The following is a 16,994-nucleotide window of genomic DNA, read 5'->3' as shown; positions in this document are numbered from 1 at the left end:
TGATCAGCAGAACAGAGATTACGAAAAGTCTGCCTTGATCCAAAAAAGGACTGGGACAGAGGGATGACATTCGCCGAACGTTAAACAAGTGGGAATCCTTCTTATTTTACAGAAGGCTTTTTTGCTTGCGAAGAATTGGCGGCTCATCTCCTCACCGTTTAGAGGAGGAGAAACAGAATGAAAACAAAACTGGATTTCATGAAAATGAAGGAAAACGGAGAGCCGATCGTGATGCTCACCGCTTACGATTATCCGCAGGCAAAGCTTGCGGAACAGGCGGGAGTCGACATGATTTTAGTCGGGGATTCGCTCGGAATGGTCGTGCTCGGACTCGATTCAACAGTCGGCGTAACGGTCAGTGACATGATTCACCATACAAAAGCGGTAAAACGCGGTGCGAAAAATACGTTTATCGTAACTGACATGCCGTTTATGTCTTACCACCTTTCAAAAGAGGATACATTGAAAAACGCCGCGGCCATTATTCAGGAAAGCGGCGCGGACGCGTTAAAGCTGGAAGGCGGAGACGGCGTTTTCGAATCCATCCGCGCGCTGACTCTCGGCGGAATTCCCGTCGTCAGCCATTTAGGCCTTACACCGCAGTCTGTCGGCGTATTAGGCGGATATAAAGTGCAGGGAAAAGATGAGCAAAGCGCGAAAAAGCTCATTGAAGACAGCATCAAATGCGAGCAGGCGGGAGCGATGATGCTCGTGCTTGAATGCGTGCCTGCTGAACTGACTGCTAAAATAAAAGAAGAAGTATCCATTCCCGTCATCGGAATCGGAGCCGGTTCAAAAGCGGACGGCCAAGTCCTTGTCTATCATGACGTCGTCGGCCACGGCGTGGACAGAACACCGAAGTTCGTGAAGCAATACGCCAAAATCGACGGCACGATTGAGTCGGCCCTCAGTGATTATGTCCGTGATGTGAAAGAACGGGTTTTCCCGGAAGAAAAGCATTCCTTTCAGATAAACCAAACTGTGCTGCAAGGCTTGTACGGAGGAAAGTAAGCGATGAAACAACTGACAGAAACTCAACAGCTGAAAGAATTGATTGCACAATACCGCTCAGAAGGCCGGACGATCGGATTCGTCCCGACAATGGGTTTTCTTCATGAAGGGCACCTGACGCTGGTTGAAAAAGCAAGCAAAGAAAACGATATTGTCGTGATGAGCATCTTTGTCAATCCGACTCAATTCGGACCGGGCGAGGATTACGAAGCATATCCGCGGGATTTAAAGCGCGATGCCCGGCTTGCAGAACAGGCGGGGGCGGATGTTTTGTTTACGCCGTCTCCAAGTGACATGTATAAAGGCGAGCAAAATGTTGCCGTGCAAGTGAAAAGGAGAACTGACGTGTTGTGCGGCGCCTCCCGCGTCGGCCATTTTGACGGAGTGGCCACTGTGCTGACGAAGTTTTTCAATCTCGTTAAACCGACCCGCGCCTACTTCGGCCTGAAAGATGCCCAGCAGGCAGCGGTTGTGGACGGATTGATTGAGGATTTCTTTATGGATATCGAATTGGTTGCAGTGGACACGGTCAGAGAAGAAGACGGACTTGCCAAAAGCTCTCGCAACGTCTATCTGACTGAGCAGGAACGCAAAGAAGCGCCGATGATCTATAAAGCATTGCAGCAAGGTGCCGAACTGATCAGAGACGGTGAAAGAAATCCGGAAACCGTCATAAAAACCGTCACCGATATCATCGAAAACACAAGCGGCGTCATTGATTATGCCGAACTGTACGCTTATCCGGAGCTGACTCCGCTTAAAACATTAAACGGCAAGGTCATTCTGGCCTGCGCCGTCCAATTTTCTAAAGCCAGACTGATTGATAATATCATTATTGATATTGATGAATGGGAGAGATCATAATATGTACCGCACTATGATGGCCGGAAAACTGCACCGCGCTACCGTGACGGAAGCCAATTTAAACTATGTCGGCAGTATTACGATTGATGAAGATCTTTTAGATGCCGTCGGAATGCTCGCTAATGAAAAAGTTCAGATTGTGAATAATAACAACGGAGCGAGACTTGAAACGTATATTATTCCCGGTAAGCGGGGGAGCGGCGTCATCTGTTTAAACGGAGCTGCCGCCCGTCTCGTCCAAGAAGGAGATAAAGTCATTATTATTTCTTATCAAATGATGTCTGATCAGGAAGCAAAAAGCCATCAGCCGAAGGTGGCCGTACTGGATGATCAGAATAAAATCGAGCAGATGCTGGGCCAGGAGCCGGCACACACGATTTTGTAAAAGAGCCCCCTTCATGGGGGTTTTCTTTTAAGATTTAGGGGCAAAAGCTGTTTTTCCGCTCCATTTCTCAACAAAACGTGTTACACTTTTCTCGTATGCAAGAATTGAGGTGTCCATTTTAATGAACAAACAACGGTTCGTTGTCATAGATGTCGAAACAACAGGAAATTCGCCGAAAAAGGGCGATAAAATCATTCAAATCGCAGCGGTTGTCATTGAAAATGGACAAATAACTGAGCGGTTTTCAAAATATATCAATCCGAATCAGGCCATCCCGCCGTTTATTGAACAGCTGACCGGAATTTCGTCCGGAATGGTTGAAAATGAACTGCCGTTTGAAGCGGTCGCAGAGGAGATTTTTCATCTGCTTGACGGCGCGTATTTTGTTGCCCACAATATTCATTTCGACCTCGGATTTGTCCGGTATGAACTGAGCGAAGCGGGCTATGAGCTGCCGGATTGTGAAGTGCTTGATACGGTTGAGCTTTCACGTATTGTTTTCCCGGGGTTTGAAGGATATAAGCTCGGTGAGTTGTGCGCGGAGCTAAATATTGTTCATGACCGACCTCACCGCGCAGACAGCGATGCGGAGGTTACGGGACTGGTCTTTTTAGACATTTTACATAAACTGAAACATTTGCCTTTACCGACATTAAAGCAGCTTAGAAGGCTTTCACAGCATTTTATCAGCGATTTGACGCTGCTTTTGGATTCTTTTATACATGAAAGCAGGCCGGCGGAAGAAAAGAGCTGCATTCCATACGCCTCTTTTTCAATTAAAGAGCCCGATCACATTCCGGTTTCCCGTCCGGTGAATGCGGCCATTGACCTTGAAAAGTGGAACGAAGAAAAAGAACAGATCTTATCCGGCATCATCCCCCGCTATGAAAAACGGACAGGGCAGCTTTCGATGATGGATGAAGTGCTTGGCGCCTTCCGCAATCGGGAGCATGCGCTGATTGAAGCGGCACCCGGCATCGGAAAAACGATCGGTTATCTCGCTCCGGCTGTTTTATTTGCCAAAGCGGAGCAAACTCCCGTGATTATCAGCACGTACTCTACTCTTTTGCAGCAGCAGATCATGTCTAAAGATCTTCCGCTTTTGGAGCGTATGTTTCCTTGGTCGGTCAAAGCCGCTATTTTAAAAGGGAAATCACATTATCTGTGCCTGCCTAAGTTTGAACATATTCTGCATGAGGAAGATGACAACTATGATGCGGTTTTGACGAAAGCGCAGCTTCTCGTCTGGCTGACGGAGACTGAAACGGGCGACGCCGCTGAGCTGAATCTTCCATCAGGCGGCAGATTGCTGTGGGAGCGCATGGCTTACGATGAGAATTCTTTTTTTAAAAAAGGGAAGGACTCGGCTGCCGGGTTTTATGAACGGGCTAAAGAAAAAGCGCAGGCCGCAGATCTGATTATCACAAACCATGCTTTGCTGTTTTCAGATCAAAGCAGTGAAACGAAAAAACTGCCTGCAAGCGGAACGGTCATCATTGATGAAGCGCATCATTTCGAACGCGCCGCCAGCGAGCACCTGGGGAAGAGAGCTTCATACATCGGACTGCACACAAAGCTCAGCCGAATCGGCACCTTAAAGGAACACGGACTGTTAAAGCGGATGAGAAAACTGTTTTATACGTATGAACTGCCGGCGGAAAGTTTTTTTGACGCCGATGAGTGGATGAAGCATATTCAATCGGAAAGCGACGCATTTTTCAGTTCGGTGCATTCTTTTGTCAAACGAAGAAAACCTAAAGACGATTCGAACCGTCTCGTCTATAGTCTCAATCATAAAAGCCAGGATAAAGGGTTTCACATGATAACGGACGGAGCGGAGCGGCTTTGTGCGATGCTGGATCAGCTGCTTGACATGTTTTCAGTACAGGAGAAACTGTTACATCAAAAGCTTGATCAGATGAAAAGCGGAGCAGCTTTTTTAGCGGCCGAATATGTAAAGTGTATCAGGGGGCTGAAAGAATATCGCGATACGTTCAGCAGGCTGCTGTTTGAAAATGATGAGAAAGAAGCCGTTTGGGTTGAAATTGACGCGAAGGGCGCAAAAAATGCCGTCAGTATCTATGCGCAGCCTTTGGAGCCCGGTGAAATGCTGGCAGACCAGTTTTTCGCCCGCAAAAAAAGCGTTGTGCTCACATCAGCGACCTTAATGGTGGAGCATTCTTTTCAATTTATGATTGAAAGGCTCGGACTTGCGGATTTTTATCCGCGCACCAAAAGCATCCCGTCTCCTTTTTCTTACGATGATCAGATGAACGTCATCATTCCGAAAGAGATGAAATCCGTTAAATATGACGGGGAGCGGGAAGTCATTGAGCATATTGCCAAGTATGCAGAAATCATGTCAAAGGGAAAACAGCCGAAGATCCTTGTCCTGTTTACGTCTCATGATATGCTGAAAAAAGTGTATCAGGAACTGAAACTCAGTATGGAGATATCAGGCATTCAGCTTCTCGCCCAAGGTATTTCGGGCGGGAGTCCCGGTAAATTAATGAAAACCTTTAAAACGGCAAGCCGGGCGATTTTGCTCGGGACGAATCATTTCTGGGAAGGCGTTGATTTTCCGGGGGATGAATTGTCAACCGTCATGATCGCAAGACTTCCTTTCAGGGCGCCTGACAATCCGCTTCACGCCGCAAAATGCGAATTTGCCAAGAAGCAGGGGAAAAATCCGTTTCAGACGATTTCCCTGCCTGAGGCCGTGTTAACGTTCAGACAGGGGATCGGGCGCCTGCTCCGTACGGCGGGAGACAAGGGAACGATCGTTCTTTTAGATCAGCGTGTAAAGACGGCGGGATACGGACGGCTGTTTCTTGAAGCGCTCCCGACTTCATCCCTTTTAGAGCTGACGGATGCCGAACTCGGGGCTTATGTCAGCCAAACGGAATAAAAGCCGCATAAACGCGGCTTTCGTGGTGTGGGATGAGGAATTGTTTTTATAGTAAAAGCGGGTTCATGCCGCCTTGTGATTTTATTATGCCGCGGGCGCATCCCGTTATGACTAACAAAATTTGTTCGACCGATGGAGGGTATAAAAATGGAAAGCAAAATTGAAATTCTGTCAACGATTAATGTGGAGCATTCAGATGATTTATATAAAATCGTCGATACATTAAACCGGACTTTGAAACGGGACAATCTGATGTTCGGCCTTGCGCTCGACGAAGAAAATCAAAATGAAGCGGTCTTCACCATTTATCGCACATAGGTGAAAAAGATGAGAAAAAAAGCATTAATATTTACAGCCGTATTTGGTATTATTTTTTTAGCAGTGCTTTTATTTTCGGCCAGCATTTTTAAATCTGCAATGGCTCAAAAAGAAGAAGGCCACGAAACAGCTGCCGCAGCCGCTAAAGAAAAAACGGATCTGACAGATGCTGAGAAAGTGGAGACCTTTGTCGGCAAACAGAAATATTATGTTGTTACCGGAACGGATAAACATGGAAAAGATATGTATGTATGGGTTCCGGCCGACAAAAAAGCAAAAATTCTCTCAAAAAAAGCCAGTGACGGCATTTCAAGCGGCAAGGCTGCCAAGATCGTTCGGGACGAAGGGCTTGTTTCCAAGCTGAATGGCGTTCACCCGGCGAGAGAAAACAATGTTCCGTTATGGGAAGTGACCTATATCAACAAAAGCGGGCAGTATAGCTTTAGTTATGTGGACTTTACAAGCGGCAAGATTCTCAAAAACATCACACCGTGAGACGTATTAGGGGGAGTTCAAGTTGAAATTGGCAAAAAGAGTATCCGCATTAACACCGTCTGCAACACTTGCAATTACTGCAAAAGCGAAAGAGCTGAAAGCAGAAGGCCATGATGTCATCGGCCTCGGAGCAGGAGAACCGGATTTTAATACGCCTCAGCACATTATAGATGCCGCGGTGCGTTCCATGAATGAAGGCCATACGAAATATACGCCATCAGGCGGTCTGCCGGCGCTGAAAGACAGTATCGCAAAAAAATTCAAAAACGACCAGGGGATTGAATATAAGCCGTCAGAAATCATTGTCTGCACCGGAGCGAAACACGCTCTGTATACATTATTTCAGGTTATTCTCGATGAAGGGGACGAAGTGATTATACCGACTCCTTACTGGGTCAGCTACCCTGAGCAGGTGAAACTGGCAGGGGGGCGTCCCGTCTATGCAGAAGGGCTGGAATCCAATCAGTTTAAAATTTCACCGGAGCAGCTGAAGCAGGCTATCACCGAGAAAACAAAAGCGCTCATTATCAATTCACCGAGCAACCCGACAGGTGTTATGTATACGAAAGAAGAGCTTGCGGAACTCGGAAAAGTGTGTCTGGAGCATGGCATTCTGATCGTTTCCGACGAGATTTATGAGAAGCTTACATACGGAGGAAAAAAACACGTCTCAATCGCACAGCTTTCAGATGAATTGAAAGAGCAGACGATCATCATTAACGGCGTGTCGAAATCTCACAGCATGACGGGCTGGAGGATCGGCTATGCGGCGGGATCGGAGACGATTATTAAAGCGATGACGAGCCTTGCGAGCCACAGCACATCAAATCCGACATCTATCGCTCAATACGGCGCTATTGCGGCCTATAACGGGCCGGCTGAGCCGCTGGAAGAGATGAGACAGGCATTTGAGCACAGACTGAACACCATTTACGCTCAGCTCAGTGAAATTCCCGGATTCACCTGTGTCAAACCTGAAGGGGCGTTTTACTTGTTCCCTAACGCCAAAGCGGCCGCAGAAAACTGCGGATTCAAAGATGTCGATGAATACGTCAAGGCGCTTCTGGAAGAAGAAAAAGTCGCCGTCGTGCCGGGCTCGGGCTTCGGCTCACCGGACAACGTCCGTTTATCTTACGCAACGTCACTCGATCTTTTAGAAGAAGCGGTCGAAAGAATCCGCCGCTTCACGGAAAAACACAGCTGATTCTGAAAAAGCGGCTTTTAAAGCCGCTTTTCACTTGCATTGACCCCGTTAGAGTAGAACGGGTATAATAAAGTGATGAAAAAAGAGATTCAGGCAGATTCCTGAATGTCTTTCTTGTTCTGGAGGGAAAGAGTTTGAAAACAACAATCAACCAAGTGTATAAACACACAGGCGAGGAAGTAATGATTGGAGCTTGGGTCGCTAATAAACGCTCAAGCGGTAAAATCGCATTTTTACAGCTGAGAGACGGTACCGGCTTCATTCAGGGAGTTGTCGTCAAAGCTGAAGTAGAAGAAGACATCTTCCAAATCGCAAAATCAGTGACGCAGGAAACGTCACTTTATGTAAAAGGAATTGTGAAAGAGGACGAGCGTTCACCGCTTGGCTATGAGCTTGCTGTTACATCCATTGAAGTCATTCACGAAGCGACTGATTATCCGATTACGCCTAAAGAGCACGGTACGGAATTCTTAATGGATCACAGACATTTATGGCTCCGTTCGAAACGCCAGCACGCAATTATGAAAATCCGCAACGAAATCATCCGTGCGACTTATGAATTTTTCAACAAAGAAGGCTTCGTGAAAGTTGATCCGCCGATTTTGACGGGAAGCGCTCCGGAAGGCACGACTGAGCTCTTCGCGACAAAATATTTTGATGAAGACGCCTTCTTGTCTCAAAGCGGCCAGCTGTATATGGAAGCAGCTGCAATGGCGCTCGGAAAAGTATTCTCTTTCGGACCGACGTTCAGAGCGGAAAAATCGAAAACGAAACGCCATCTCATCGAATTCTGGATGATTGAGCCTGAAATGGCATTTGTTGAATTTGAAGAAAACCTTGAAGTTCAGGAGAATTATGTTGCATACATCGTACAAAGTGTGCTGGAACATTGTAAGATCGAGCTGAACACATTAGGTAGAGACACATCGAAGCTTGAACAAATCAAAGCGCCATTCCCGCGCATTACGTACGATAAAGCGATCGAATTCCTGAAAGAAAAAGGCTTTGACGATATTGAGTGGGGAGATGACTTCGGTGCGCCGCATGAAACAGCGATCGCAGAAAGCTATGACAAACCGGTGTTTATCACTCATTACCCGACGTCATTAAAACCGTTTTATATGCAGCCTGCCAAAGATCGTGACGATGTCGTGTTATGTGCCGACTTAATCGCTCCGGAAGGCTACGGGGAAATCATCGGCGGTTCAGAACGCGTTCATGATATGGATTTATTGGAAGAAAGATTAAAAGAACACGGTCTGGATTCAGATGCTTACAAATGGTATGCTGAACTCAGACAATACGGTTCTGTTCCGCACTCCGGCTTCGGCCTCGGACTTGAGCGGACAGTGGCTTGGATCAGCGGAGCGCCTCACGTGCGTGAAACGATTCCGTTCCCGAGACTTCTGAACCGTCTGTATCCGTAATAGTTATGAAAAACGAAGTCTCCTGCAAGGGAGACTTTTTCTAAGTAAAGGGGAAAGCTCCCGGAGATAACCTTTTACAGTAAGAGGTGTAAGGATGAAAAAACAGCAATTTATAGATATGCAGGAACTCGGCATTTCAAGCATTCCCAACCTGCTGCTGACACATTACCGGCAGCTCGGGCTGAATGAAACCGAATTGATCCTGCTTTTGAAGATTAAAATGCATTTGGAAAAGGGCTCTTATTTTCCGACGCCGTTTGAACTTCAGTCAGGCATGTCCATCTCTGCTGAAGAATGTACAAGCTGCCTGAGAATGTTTATTCAAAAAGGTTTTCTGTTTATTGAAGAATGTGAAGACCATAACGGCATAAAGTTTGAAAAATATTCTCTGCAGCCGTTATGGGCGAAGCTGTATGATTACATGCAGCATTCTCAAAATGAAACGCAGGAAAGAACGTCAGAAAGAGAACAAAAAAGCCTGTATACCATCTTTGAAGAAGAGTTCGGAAGACCGCTGTCGCCGCTTGAATGCGAGACGCTGGCCATATGGCAGGATCAGGATCAGCATGATGCGATTCTGATTAAACACGCCTTAAAAGAAGCCGTTTTATCGGGAAAACTCAGTTTTCGCTATATTGACAGGATTTTATTTGAATGGAAAAAGAACGGCTTCAAAACGGTTGAGCAGGCGAAGGCGCACAGCCAAAAATTCCGGCGTGTTCAAACAAAACAAAATGATCCGCAAAAAGAGTATACGAGGCAGGTGCCTTTTTACAATTGGCTGGAACAATAACATGAGAAGGGGAGAAACGTGTTAAATTTAAAGCAGATTGAATATTGTCTTGAAAAAATCGGCGATATGTTTCCGCACGCAGAATGTGAACTTGTCCATTCAAATCCTTTCGAATTGGTTGTGGCAGTCGCATTATCCGCGCAATGTACGGATGCTCTCGTCAACAGAGTGACAAAAACGCTATTTCAAAAATATAAACGGCCCGAAGATTATCTTGCCGTATCGCTGGAAGAACTCCAGCAGGATATTAAATCAATCGGCCTGTACCGTAATAAAGCCAAAAATATTCAAAAGCTGAGCAAAATGATCATCGAAGAGTACGGCGGAGAAGTGCCGAAAGACCGGGATGAGCTTGTGAATCTGCCGGGTGTCGGACGGAAAACGGCAAATGTGGTCGTTTCTGTTGCTTTCGGCGTACCTGCGATCGCAGTAGACACTCATGTGGAGCGGGTCTCTAAACGGCTCGGTATCTGCCGCTGGAAGGACTCTGTTTTGGAAGTAGAGAAAACATTAATGAAAAAAGTGCCGAAAGAGGATTGGTCTGTTACGCATCACAGATTAATATTTTTCGGCAGGTATCATTGTAAAGCGCAATCTCCCCGCTGTGCGGAATGCCCTTTGCTTCCGCTATGCAGAGAAGGGCAGAAGCGTGACAAAAAAGGGCTGGTGAGACGGTGACGGCGATTGACATTCTGACAGGCTATGAAACATACCTGCGCAGTCTTACGGACTTGGAAAGCCTCGAGATCAAAACGGCGCTGCGCCGCCATCCGCTGTATATGGATTTCAGCGGTCAGCCAACAGTGCAGCCATGGAGGGAAAGGGGCGAATATGTCCCGTTTCTGTTTCAGATTTGGAACGAAACGAAAGAAACGCTGCTTCCCGTTTTTCAAACAAGAAAATCGAGATGTGATCAAAATGACATGCTGAAGGGAATTGCCTGTTTGATTGCCGCTTTTCACTGGACGGCAGGGGAGCGGGTTACATCACTCGACTGGACTGTGCTTGAAACAAAGCATTTTCCCGCCGAACCGATCAATTGGGCGGAGCGAATGGCGTTTATTTTAACAAAACCGACTCAATATCACTCGTTTATTCAGCTTGATGAATTGATGACGGAGATGAAGAAACAATATCATAAATATGAAGCCATGAACAAAGGTTAAAAACCTCCTTTTCTCATAAGGAGGTTTTTTTGAATGAAAAAAATCCTTCACCTGTTTGAGGTGAAGGATTTCGTCCGCTAATGAACGGAATTTGACTGGATGGTTGACGAATTGGACTGCCCGTTGATATTTGAAGATGAGTCTTGGTTTTTGTCCGTTTGACCGCTGTCAGGTTTGTTTGAGCCGTCTGAACCGGAATCGGAATCATTATCAGAGCCGTTATCTTGCTGTCCGTTGTTATCGGTCCCGTTACCGGGCTGATTCTGATTGTTGTTATCTGTTTGATCCTTATCGGATTGATCCTGATTTTTATCTGAGTCATCAGTGGGTGTTTGATCCGATCCGTCAGACGTATCTGTCTGATTGTCATCTGTGTTTGAATCATCGGTTTGCGTCTTGTCTTTATCTTTATCTTCATCAGACTTCTGTTCATCGTCAGTCGCTTTATCTTTATCTGCATCGTCTTCTTCATCTTTCGGGACTTTGAAAGATGCTGATGCCGTATCGCTTTTTCCGTCATCGTTTTCCGCTGTCACCTGGAAGCTGTATGTGGAGCCTGGCGTGACATCTGAGACGACGGCTTCTTTTGCCGAACTGTTTTGAATGTCACTATAGCTTCCGCCGTCAACGGATTGTTTGACATTGAATGTTGCATCACCGTCATAATCCCAGCTTAAGGTTAATGATTTTTTATCTTTGTCGTATTTCACTTGCAATCCTGTCGGTTTATCGGCTTTTTCTTTCGTGTACGTTTTAGAAACGGCAGTTGGCTGCGTTCCTTTCACGAAGTACTCCGTCACTTTTTTATCATCCGGTGTATTCGGTCCGGCTAAAGCGGCAGGATTCGAGCCTTTCTCAACCGTTTCTTTGACGACGCTGTCAGGCTGCTTGAAGCTTCCTTTACCGTCATCAACGTATGAGATCAGCTTTTGGAAAATCCGTTTTGCGACTTGCTGGTCAGCAGAAGACAGTGATTTCTTACCTGCTTTGTTGCCAGACTCAACTCCGGTCCAAACCGCTGCTGTATATTGAGGGGTGTATCCGACAAACCATGAGTCTGGGACTCCGCCTTGTGCGATATTATATTTTTGAATGTCCTCTTTAGTAAAGTTAGTGGTACCCGTTTTACCGGCGACTTCCACGTTCGGTACTTGAGCTAGTCTGCCTGTTCCTGACTGCACGACTGTTTTGAGCATATCGGTAATCATGAATGCCGTGTAATCGCTCATAGCACTTTTCGGTTTCGGTGTTAAATCAAGCTTAGTGCCGTCATTAAATTCAATCGATGTGACCGCATGCGGTTCATTGTACGTTCCGTTATTTCCGAAAGCGCTGTAGGCGCCCGCCATTGTCATAGTAGATACACCGCGGTTATCCTGACCAAATCCTCCGATCGAATAAGATTCGGTTACACTCTCTTTGTTTAATCCTAGTCCTAAGTCATTTGCGAAGTCGACGGCATTATCTTTACCGGCTGCTTGATATGCTTTCAGAGCCGGAATATTACGCGAGTCTGAGAGGGCCTCTCGCATTGATATCATATTTCTGTATTTATTGTCGTAGTCGTGAATCGGTGTGCCGTCAGAGTACGTATAAGCCGAATCATCAATCTGCTCATACGTCGACCATTTTTTATTTTCAATGACCGGGCCGTAATCCAGAATCGGTTTTATCGTTGAACCGGGCTGGGTTTTACCTTGTGTTGCATAATTGAATCCCCCGGTAGTTCTGTTCCGTCCTGCTCCGATGGCGCGGATTTCTCCGTTTGTCGTATCAAGGAGCGTGACGCCGCCCTGCATGCCTTCGGTAAATCCGGCTGTGTCGCCGTTCATCAATTGATCAAGATAATCTTGTGCTTTCGTATCAAGAGTCGTATAAATTTTCAGTCCGTCAGTTGAAATATCGACGTCTTTCTTTTCTTTTGTCTCAATTTCTTTCATAACTTCTTCAACAAAAGCGCTGTATTTATTTGTGTCCTTTTTATCGTATTCCTTTTGGCTGACGACGCCTTCATCTTTCATGGACACTTTCTTCGCTTTTTGGTATTCAGAATTTGAAATGAATCCTTGCTTTTCCATTAAGCTGAGAACAATGTTTCGGCGTTTTTCGGAAGCCTTCGGATTTTTAACCGGGTTATATCCGGTCGGGCTTTGCGGCATTCCGGCAAGCGTCGCCGCCTGTTCAACCGTAAGCTTGCTCAAATCTTTTACGCCGAAGAATTCTTCAGCCGCTTTACCGACGCCATAGGCGCGCGGTGAGAAATAAATTCTGTTTAAATACATTTCTAAGATTTCATCTTTAGAATAATGGCGCTCCAGCTGCAGTGAAAGCCACACTTCCTGTGCTTTCCGTTTAATCGTTTTCTGATGGGTCAAAAGCGAGTTTTTCACAACCTGCTGGGTGATTGTGCTTCCTCCCTCTGAACCGAATCCATCCGTAAAGTTGGCGACCAAGGCGCCTCCGATCCGGATCGGGTCTATACCGTGGTGCTTATAAAAACGGGCGTCTTCAGTTGCGATAAATGCTTCTTTCACAACATCGGGTATATCCTTAATCGGGACGTAGGTTCGTTTTTCGCCGCCCACTTCCGCGATTTCTTTGCCGTTTTTATCGTAAATCGTTGAAGAGTAAGGCGTTTTCAGCTTGGCTTCGTCCAAAGACGGCGCGCCGGAAACCAAAACGGCAAATGCCGCCGCTCCGCCGACTATGCCAAGGACAAACAGAATAACCAAGGACAGCACAATCTTTTTGAATAAACCGCCTTTACGCTGTTTCTTGCCTTTTTTCGGTGAAGAGGGCTTAGTGCTTTTCGTCTGCCTTGCCTTACGGCGTTCTTCACGGCTCATAAATTGATCTGACATAACATCTCAACCTTTCGTTTATCAACCTTTCGCTCAGTCTACTGTTCCTGCGAAAAATAAAGCTGTTCAATAATACTAATATAATCAATTCTCGGTGAGTATCCAAGGGAAATCGGAAAGGAAGCATCTTCTAATTCGTCTTTGCGAATCGATTTTCTGCCATTGTTCTCCTTTCTGTCCCAAAAGACAAACAGCTTGTCGGCTTCGAGGAAATAAACCTTTCCGAAAGCGGATATAATAACAAAACAAATGCCGTCTTGCCTGACCACCTGCTTCATATGTTCAATCTGATGATCATGAAAATTCTGCAGGGGAAATGCCGTTTTGTTTTTTGTTTCTTTTGCCTCAAAATCAATGTAGCGTCCTTTATAAATGCCGTTGTAGTCAGTTGTTGAAGACTGTTTAAAATAAGCTTCCTTAATGACTGCGGCGCTTCTTTTCGGATAGTGGACGTTTACAATCTGGACGGGTGTCGGCTTTTTGTGAATGACAGCAATTTGGTTAGCCAGATAATACTTATTCGTTTCATTCAGGTCGTCTTCGAGGGTCATGCCGCGATTACTGTATGAATGGGACCGTTTCTGGCTGTTTTGGGATGAAACCGTTTTGTTCGGCTGAAAAGTTTTTCCATTCGGGTACCGAATCACTTTTTCCATCCTCCTTATCAAACTAATAGTGACGGAAGTGAATGAACGTGCATAAACGACAGACCGTAACCGCCATTCTTCGCCTGATCGAAAAAGAGACGAAAATAAAAAATGCCGATAATATTTCCCGGACGAATGCCTATAAAGCATATTATGACCGCCATCCTGAGATCAAGTGGCCGCTTTTGGCATCCTTTGTGTCCCGCAATGCGGGCTGGTCGATGACTGATCTAAGAGGCATCCTTTATCAGGAGGGTCTTGACAGCAGTCAGAAAAACTGGTTTTTCCTTTCGTATGAAAGGGCGAATTGGCTGATTTTTTCTGATGCCTATCCTCAGCTTCTGGTCTACCAGTGGTCAAAACAAATCGGCGAACCTCTTTTCCGTCATCTTCCTCATTTCCGCGTCTCGGCTTTTATGCAGGAAGAATGGTTCCGCTTTTGGCGTGACGGAGATACGGAACGGCTCATGTATGCTCTTATTATAAATGAACAAAACACTATCCAAGCACCTATTATACAAAATCCTTCGTTTAAAAAGAATGTTTTTGGCACGATTCCTTTTTATTTAAGTGATTGGTTTCACTTTAATACGGTGGTATTCCCTTCATGTGACGGACATTTATACGGAATTTCCGTCAAACGGTTTTCGAAAACCGAAGAAAGAATTACGCTCGGGAAACAGCTGGCCCGCCTTCTGTTCAGTCCTGATCTGCACGCTTCTTTTTACCGTTTTCTTGATACCGTTCCTCATACCGGTTCGCGCTTTGATATGGAGAAAATGATCGGCATCAAAAAAAGAACATCACCGATGCTGAGGACAACCTATCCCATTGTTGCCCACCCATTAGACGGCGCAAGGGCGGATTGGTTTCAAAAAAGGTTAAGAAAAGGGGCTTTCTTACAGGAGAAAATGCCGAAACAGCTTGAACTGACGGACTGGTACTTCCAGAAAAGACGGGAGCTCCATGCGCTCTTCGCGGTGAAAGAGTGGCTGAAGAAATGAAAAAGCCCGAAACCGTTCGCTGGGGTTTCGGGCTGCTGATGTGTTACGTGGAAGGGCGGTTTGGGCCGCCTAATTTTTTATCAAGCGTATCAGTCGTTTTTGCTTCGGTTTTTTGCTGTTTACCTGCATTTTTCGGTCTCGTTTTCATACGGCACCTCCTCAACTGTATCGTTTGCATTAACGTGCCGGTTCATACAAAGTTTGCGGCACTTTTTTGTCGAAAGGCACGCCTTTTAGGATAATCTCTGTTTGTTTGCCGAACTGCTTCTAGTTTTGTCATGTGCAGAGGAGAGCGGTATGAAAACGAGAATTATATTCTAAAGAGACGCAAGTGATAAAAGGGAGGAACATGAATGTCTGTTTACACGAGCAAGGCTGATATTCTCCGTCTGCTTTCTGATATTGAAATCCGGATTTCTGCTGCTGAAAAAACGCTTACCCAAGCAGTCAGATCCTGTCAGGCGGAAGCTGAAGAAATCAGACAGGAGAAACTTTCCCGCCTTGAGGAAGAGGCGCGGGAGCTTCATGTTTGTATTGATGACCTGTTTTTGGCTGACCGGCGTAAAAAGGATTTGCCGAGAGCCTGCCGGATCAGCTGATTTTATGCAAAAACTTTGGTACCATATGTACTGAGGTGAGTCCGTTTGCAGACACAGTCGTTATTGGAGCTGACAGAACTAATGATAGAGGCGGTTCTTGAAGCCGAAAAAAGATATCAGGATGGAAAAGAGTCCGGCCGTTCATATGATTTTTTTGAGATTATTAAACCCGATGTTGAAAAAAGAGACCGGCTTTGCGCGCTTTGGACTAAAGCAGCGCTTGCGTTTATTCAGGAAAACCGTCCGAAATACGTTCATCACGCACAAATTCAGGCCGTTACAGAAAATTTCGGAGAGCTGATGCTCCAATCATATGTTCATCATATTCATAAAAAAAGATACAGGGATTTAACTGAATCTGTTTTATATACGCTTCGTATATTAAGGGATGAAATTGAAAAAGAAGGCAGCTGAAAACGGCTGCCTTCTTTTATATAAAGGGGTCGGGTATGTTATTCATACGCCGGGTTTTCTGCTCCACTTGCTTCGAGAACCTTCATACTGTTTCGAAATTCGGTTGCGGTGAGATGGCCTTGAATATAGAGGAATTTTGCAAAGTCCATCAGTTTATCTGCACAATCTGTTTCATATTTTTTCACTTCAGCAAAACGCTTTCTTAAGTATGATACGTTCATAATGGTGCATCCCCTCTCATGTATGTTGAGATTATGGTAACATAACGATTCGACTTTTTTCTGTTTTTAAAAAATTAAGACTTTCGACAGCATTTGACAAAGATCAGAATCTCCGAAAGCACATAACCAAGGCGGAATTCATACATATATAGCAGAAACTTAGTGAGAGACAAGGGGGAATGTCATATGCAATGGAGAGCGCAGCCCTATCAAAATATGTACCAGCAGCCGGCGGGATATTTCTACCCGCAGCAGATACAGCCATTACAGCAGCCGAGTCCGCAGCAGATACAGTCATTACAGCCGCCGTATCCGCAGCAGATACAGCCATTGCAGCCGCCGCCATATCAACAGCAAGGGCAGTACCCGCAGCAATTTTATCCGAATCAGGAATACGGTCATATGCAGCAGCCGTTTGCTCCCCCTCCTCCTCAGGCAGCCATGCCCGGGGGGCAGCCGGGGTTTGTGAATCCTTACCCTGTTCCCAGACCGAATCAGCAGCAGTCTTCCCAATTCTCAGGCATACTCTCCCAGTTTAAAAAAACGAACGGACAGTTTGACTTTAATAAAATGATGGATACAACGGGGCAGATGGTAAGCGCCGTAAATCAGGTCGGATCGCTGGTGAAAGGCCTCACCAGTATCTTCAAATAAAAAGCATGAATGATATCCATCAT

At 45.8% G+C, this 16,994-nt stretch carries 19 protein-coding genes; 15 read left to right on the top strand and 4 right to left on the bottom strand.

The features are described 5' to 3' along the window. The first annotated feature begins 177 nt into the window (after window positions 1-177). The 11 genes from panB (at window position 178) to NYE68_RS12140 (ending at window position 10,571) form a co-directional block, all read left to right on the top strand. The gene (gene panB / locus NYE68_RS12190; protein ID WP_007409480.1) at window positions 178-1,011 is read left to right on the top strand and encodes a 3-methyl-2-oxobutanoate hydroxymethyltransferase; all 834 of its coding nucleotides are present in this window, start codon (window positions 178-180) and stop codon (window positions 1,009-1,011) included. A 3-nt stretch (window positions 1,012-1,014) separates the two neighbouring features. Next, the gene (gene panC / locus NYE68_RS12185; RefSeq protein WP_012117844.1) at window positions 1,015-1,875 is read left to right on the top strand and encodes a pantoate--beta-alanine ligase; all 861 of its coding nucleotides are present in this window, start codon (window positions 1,015-1,017) and stop codon (window positions 1,873-1,875) included. Window position 1,876: 1 nt separating this feature from the next. Next, a complete protein-coding gene (gene panD, locus NYE68_RS12180; RefSeq protein WP_003153510.1) occupies window positions 1,877-2,260 on the top strand; it encodes an aspartate 1-decarboxylase in 384 nt (127 codons plus the stop codon). 121 nt (window positions 2,261-2,381) lie between these two features. Then, window positions 2,382-5,168, top strand: coding sequence for an ATP-dependent DNA helicase DinG (gene dinG / locus NYE68_RS12175; RefSeq protein WP_324636756.1), 2,787 nt, complete (start codon window positions 2,382-2,384; stop codon window positions 5,166-5,168). Window positions 5,169-5,315: 147 nt separating this feature from the next. Beyond that, complete coding sequence (locus NYE68_RS12170) at window positions 5,316-5,486, top strand: YpmA family protein (RefSeq protein WP_003153512.1); 171 nt, start codon at window positions 5,316-5,318, stop codon at window positions 5,484-5,486. A 9-nt stretch (window positions 5,487-5,495) separates the two neighbouring features. Beyond that, the gene (tseB, locus tag NYE68_RS12165) at window positions 5,496-5,981 is read left to right on the top strand and encodes a cell wall elongation/penicillin-binding protein regulator TseB (protein WP_007409483.1); all 486 of its coding nucleotides are present in this window, start codon (window positions 5,496-5,498) and stop codon (window positions 5,979-5,981) included. A gap of 22 nt (window positions 5,982-6,003) precedes the next feature. After that, the gene (locus NYE68_RS12160) at window positions 6,004-7,185 is read left to right on the top strand and encodes a pyridoxal phosphate-dependent aminotransferase (RefSeq protein WP_020955983.1); all 1,182 of its coding nucleotides are present in this window, start codon (window positions 6,004-6,006) and stop codon (window positions 7,183-7,185) included. Window positions 7,186-7,319: 134 nt separating this feature from the next. Further along, on the top strand, window positions 7,320-8,612 hold the full coding sequence (gene asnS, locus NYE68_RS12155; protein ID WP_012117840.1) for an asparagine--tRNA ligase: 1,293 nt from the start codon (window positions 7,320-7,322) through the stop codon (window positions 8,610-8,612). Window positions 8,613-8,706: 94 nt separating this feature from the next. Then, window positions 8,707-9,405, top strand: a complete 699-nt coding sequence (gene dnaD / locus NYE68_RS12150) for a DNA replication protein DnaD (RefSeq protein ID WP_003153516.1) — start codon at window positions 8,707-8,709, stop codon at window positions 9,403-9,405. Between the two features lie 18 nt (window positions 9,406-9,423). Next, the gene (gene nth, locus NYE68_RS12145; RefSeq protein WP_063094937.1) at window positions 9,424-10,083 is read left to right on the top strand and encodes an endonuclease III; all 660 of its coding nucleotides are present in this window, start codon (window positions 9,424-9,426) and stop codon (window positions 10,081-10,083) included. After that, a complete protein-coding gene (locus tag NYE68_RS12140; RefSeq protein WP_061046661.1) occupies window positions 10,080-10,571 on the top strand; it encodes a YpoC family protein in 492 nt (163 codons plus the stop codon). Before nth ends, NYE68_RS12140 begins: the two co-directional genes overlap by 4 nt. A 77-nt stretch (window positions 10,572-10,648) precedes the next feature. On the opposite strand, the gene NYE68_RS12135 is transcribed toward NYE68_RS12140, so the two are convergent. Together NYE68_RS12135 and recU are read right to left on the bottom strand one after the other, a co-directional pair. After that, window positions 10,649-13,432, bottom strand: a complete 2,784-nt coding sequence (locus tag NYE68_RS12135; protein ID WP_324636761.1) for a PBP1A family penicillin-binding protein — start codon at window positions 13,430-13,432, stop codon at window positions 10,649-10,651. 38 nt (window positions 13,433-13,470) lie between these two features. Continuing rightward, complete coding sequence (gene recU / locus NYE68_RS12130) at window positions 13,471-14,079, bottom strand: Holliday junction resolvase RecU (RefSeq protein ID WP_031304205.1); 609 nt, start codon at window positions 14,077-14,079, stop codon at window positions 13,471-13,473. Window positions 14,080-14,120: 41 nt separating this feature from the next. Here recU and NYE68_RS12125 point away from each other — a divergent pair, with 41 nt between their 5' ends. After that, window positions 14,121-15,083 carry a DUF2515 domain-containing protein gene (locus NYE68_RS12125; RefSeq protein ID WP_031304204.1) on the top strand — a complete coding sequence of 321 codons (963 nt, stop codon included), beginning with the start codon at window positions 14,121-14,123 and terminating at the stop codon, window positions 15,081-15,083. Between the two features lie 43 nt (window positions 15,084-15,126). Here the strand turns inward: NYE68_RS12125 and sspM are convergent, their stop codons facing one another. Further along, on the bottom strand, window positions 15,127-15,231 hold the full coding sequence (sspM, locus tag NYE68_RS12120) for an acid-soluble spore protein SspM (RefSeq protein WP_003153525.1): 105 nt from the start codon (window positions 15,229-15,231) through the stop codon (window positions 15,127-15,129). Between the two features lie 205 nt (window positions 15,232-15,436). Between sspM and NYE68_RS12115 the strand changes: the two genes are divergently transcribed. Beyond that, entirely contained in the window at window positions 15,437-15,682 is a 246-nt protein-coding gene (locus tag NYE68_RS12115; protein ID WP_014418233.1) for a DUF5446 family protein, read from the top strand. A gap of 45 nt (window positions 15,683-15,727) precedes the next feature. After that, window positions 15,728-16,096, top strand: coding sequence for a YppE family protein (locus NYE68_RS12110; protein WP_061862317.1), 369 nt, complete (start codon window positions 15,728-15,730; stop codon window positions 16,094-16,096). A 38-nt stretch (window positions 16,097-16,134) separates the two neighbouring features. On the opposite strand, the gene NYE68_RS12105 is transcribed toward NYE68_RS12110, so the two are convergent. After that, window positions 16,135-16,317, bottom strand: coding sequence for a YppF family protein (locus tag NYE68_RS12105; protein ID WP_003153532.1), 183 nt, complete (start codon window positions 16,315-16,317; stop codon window positions 16,135-16,137). A 186-nt stretch (window positions 16,318-16,503) separates the two neighbouring features. On the opposite strand from NYE68_RS12105, the gene NYE68_RS12100 reads away from it, so the two are divergent. After that, window positions 16,504-16,971, top strand: a complete 468-nt coding sequence (locus NYE68_RS12100; RefSeq protein WP_105937586.1) for a YppG family protein — start codon at window positions 16,504-16,506, stop codon at window positions 16,969-16,971. Window positions 16,972-16,994: the final 23 nt, after the last annotated feature.

Source organism: Bacillus sp. FSL R5-0447, from assembly GCF_038606125.1.
In the GTDB taxonomy this organism is placed as follows: Bacteria; Bacillota; Bacilli; order Bacillales; family Bacillaceae; genus Bacillus; species Bacillus velezensis.
This window is presented reverse-complemented; position numbering and strand designations above follow the sequence as displayed.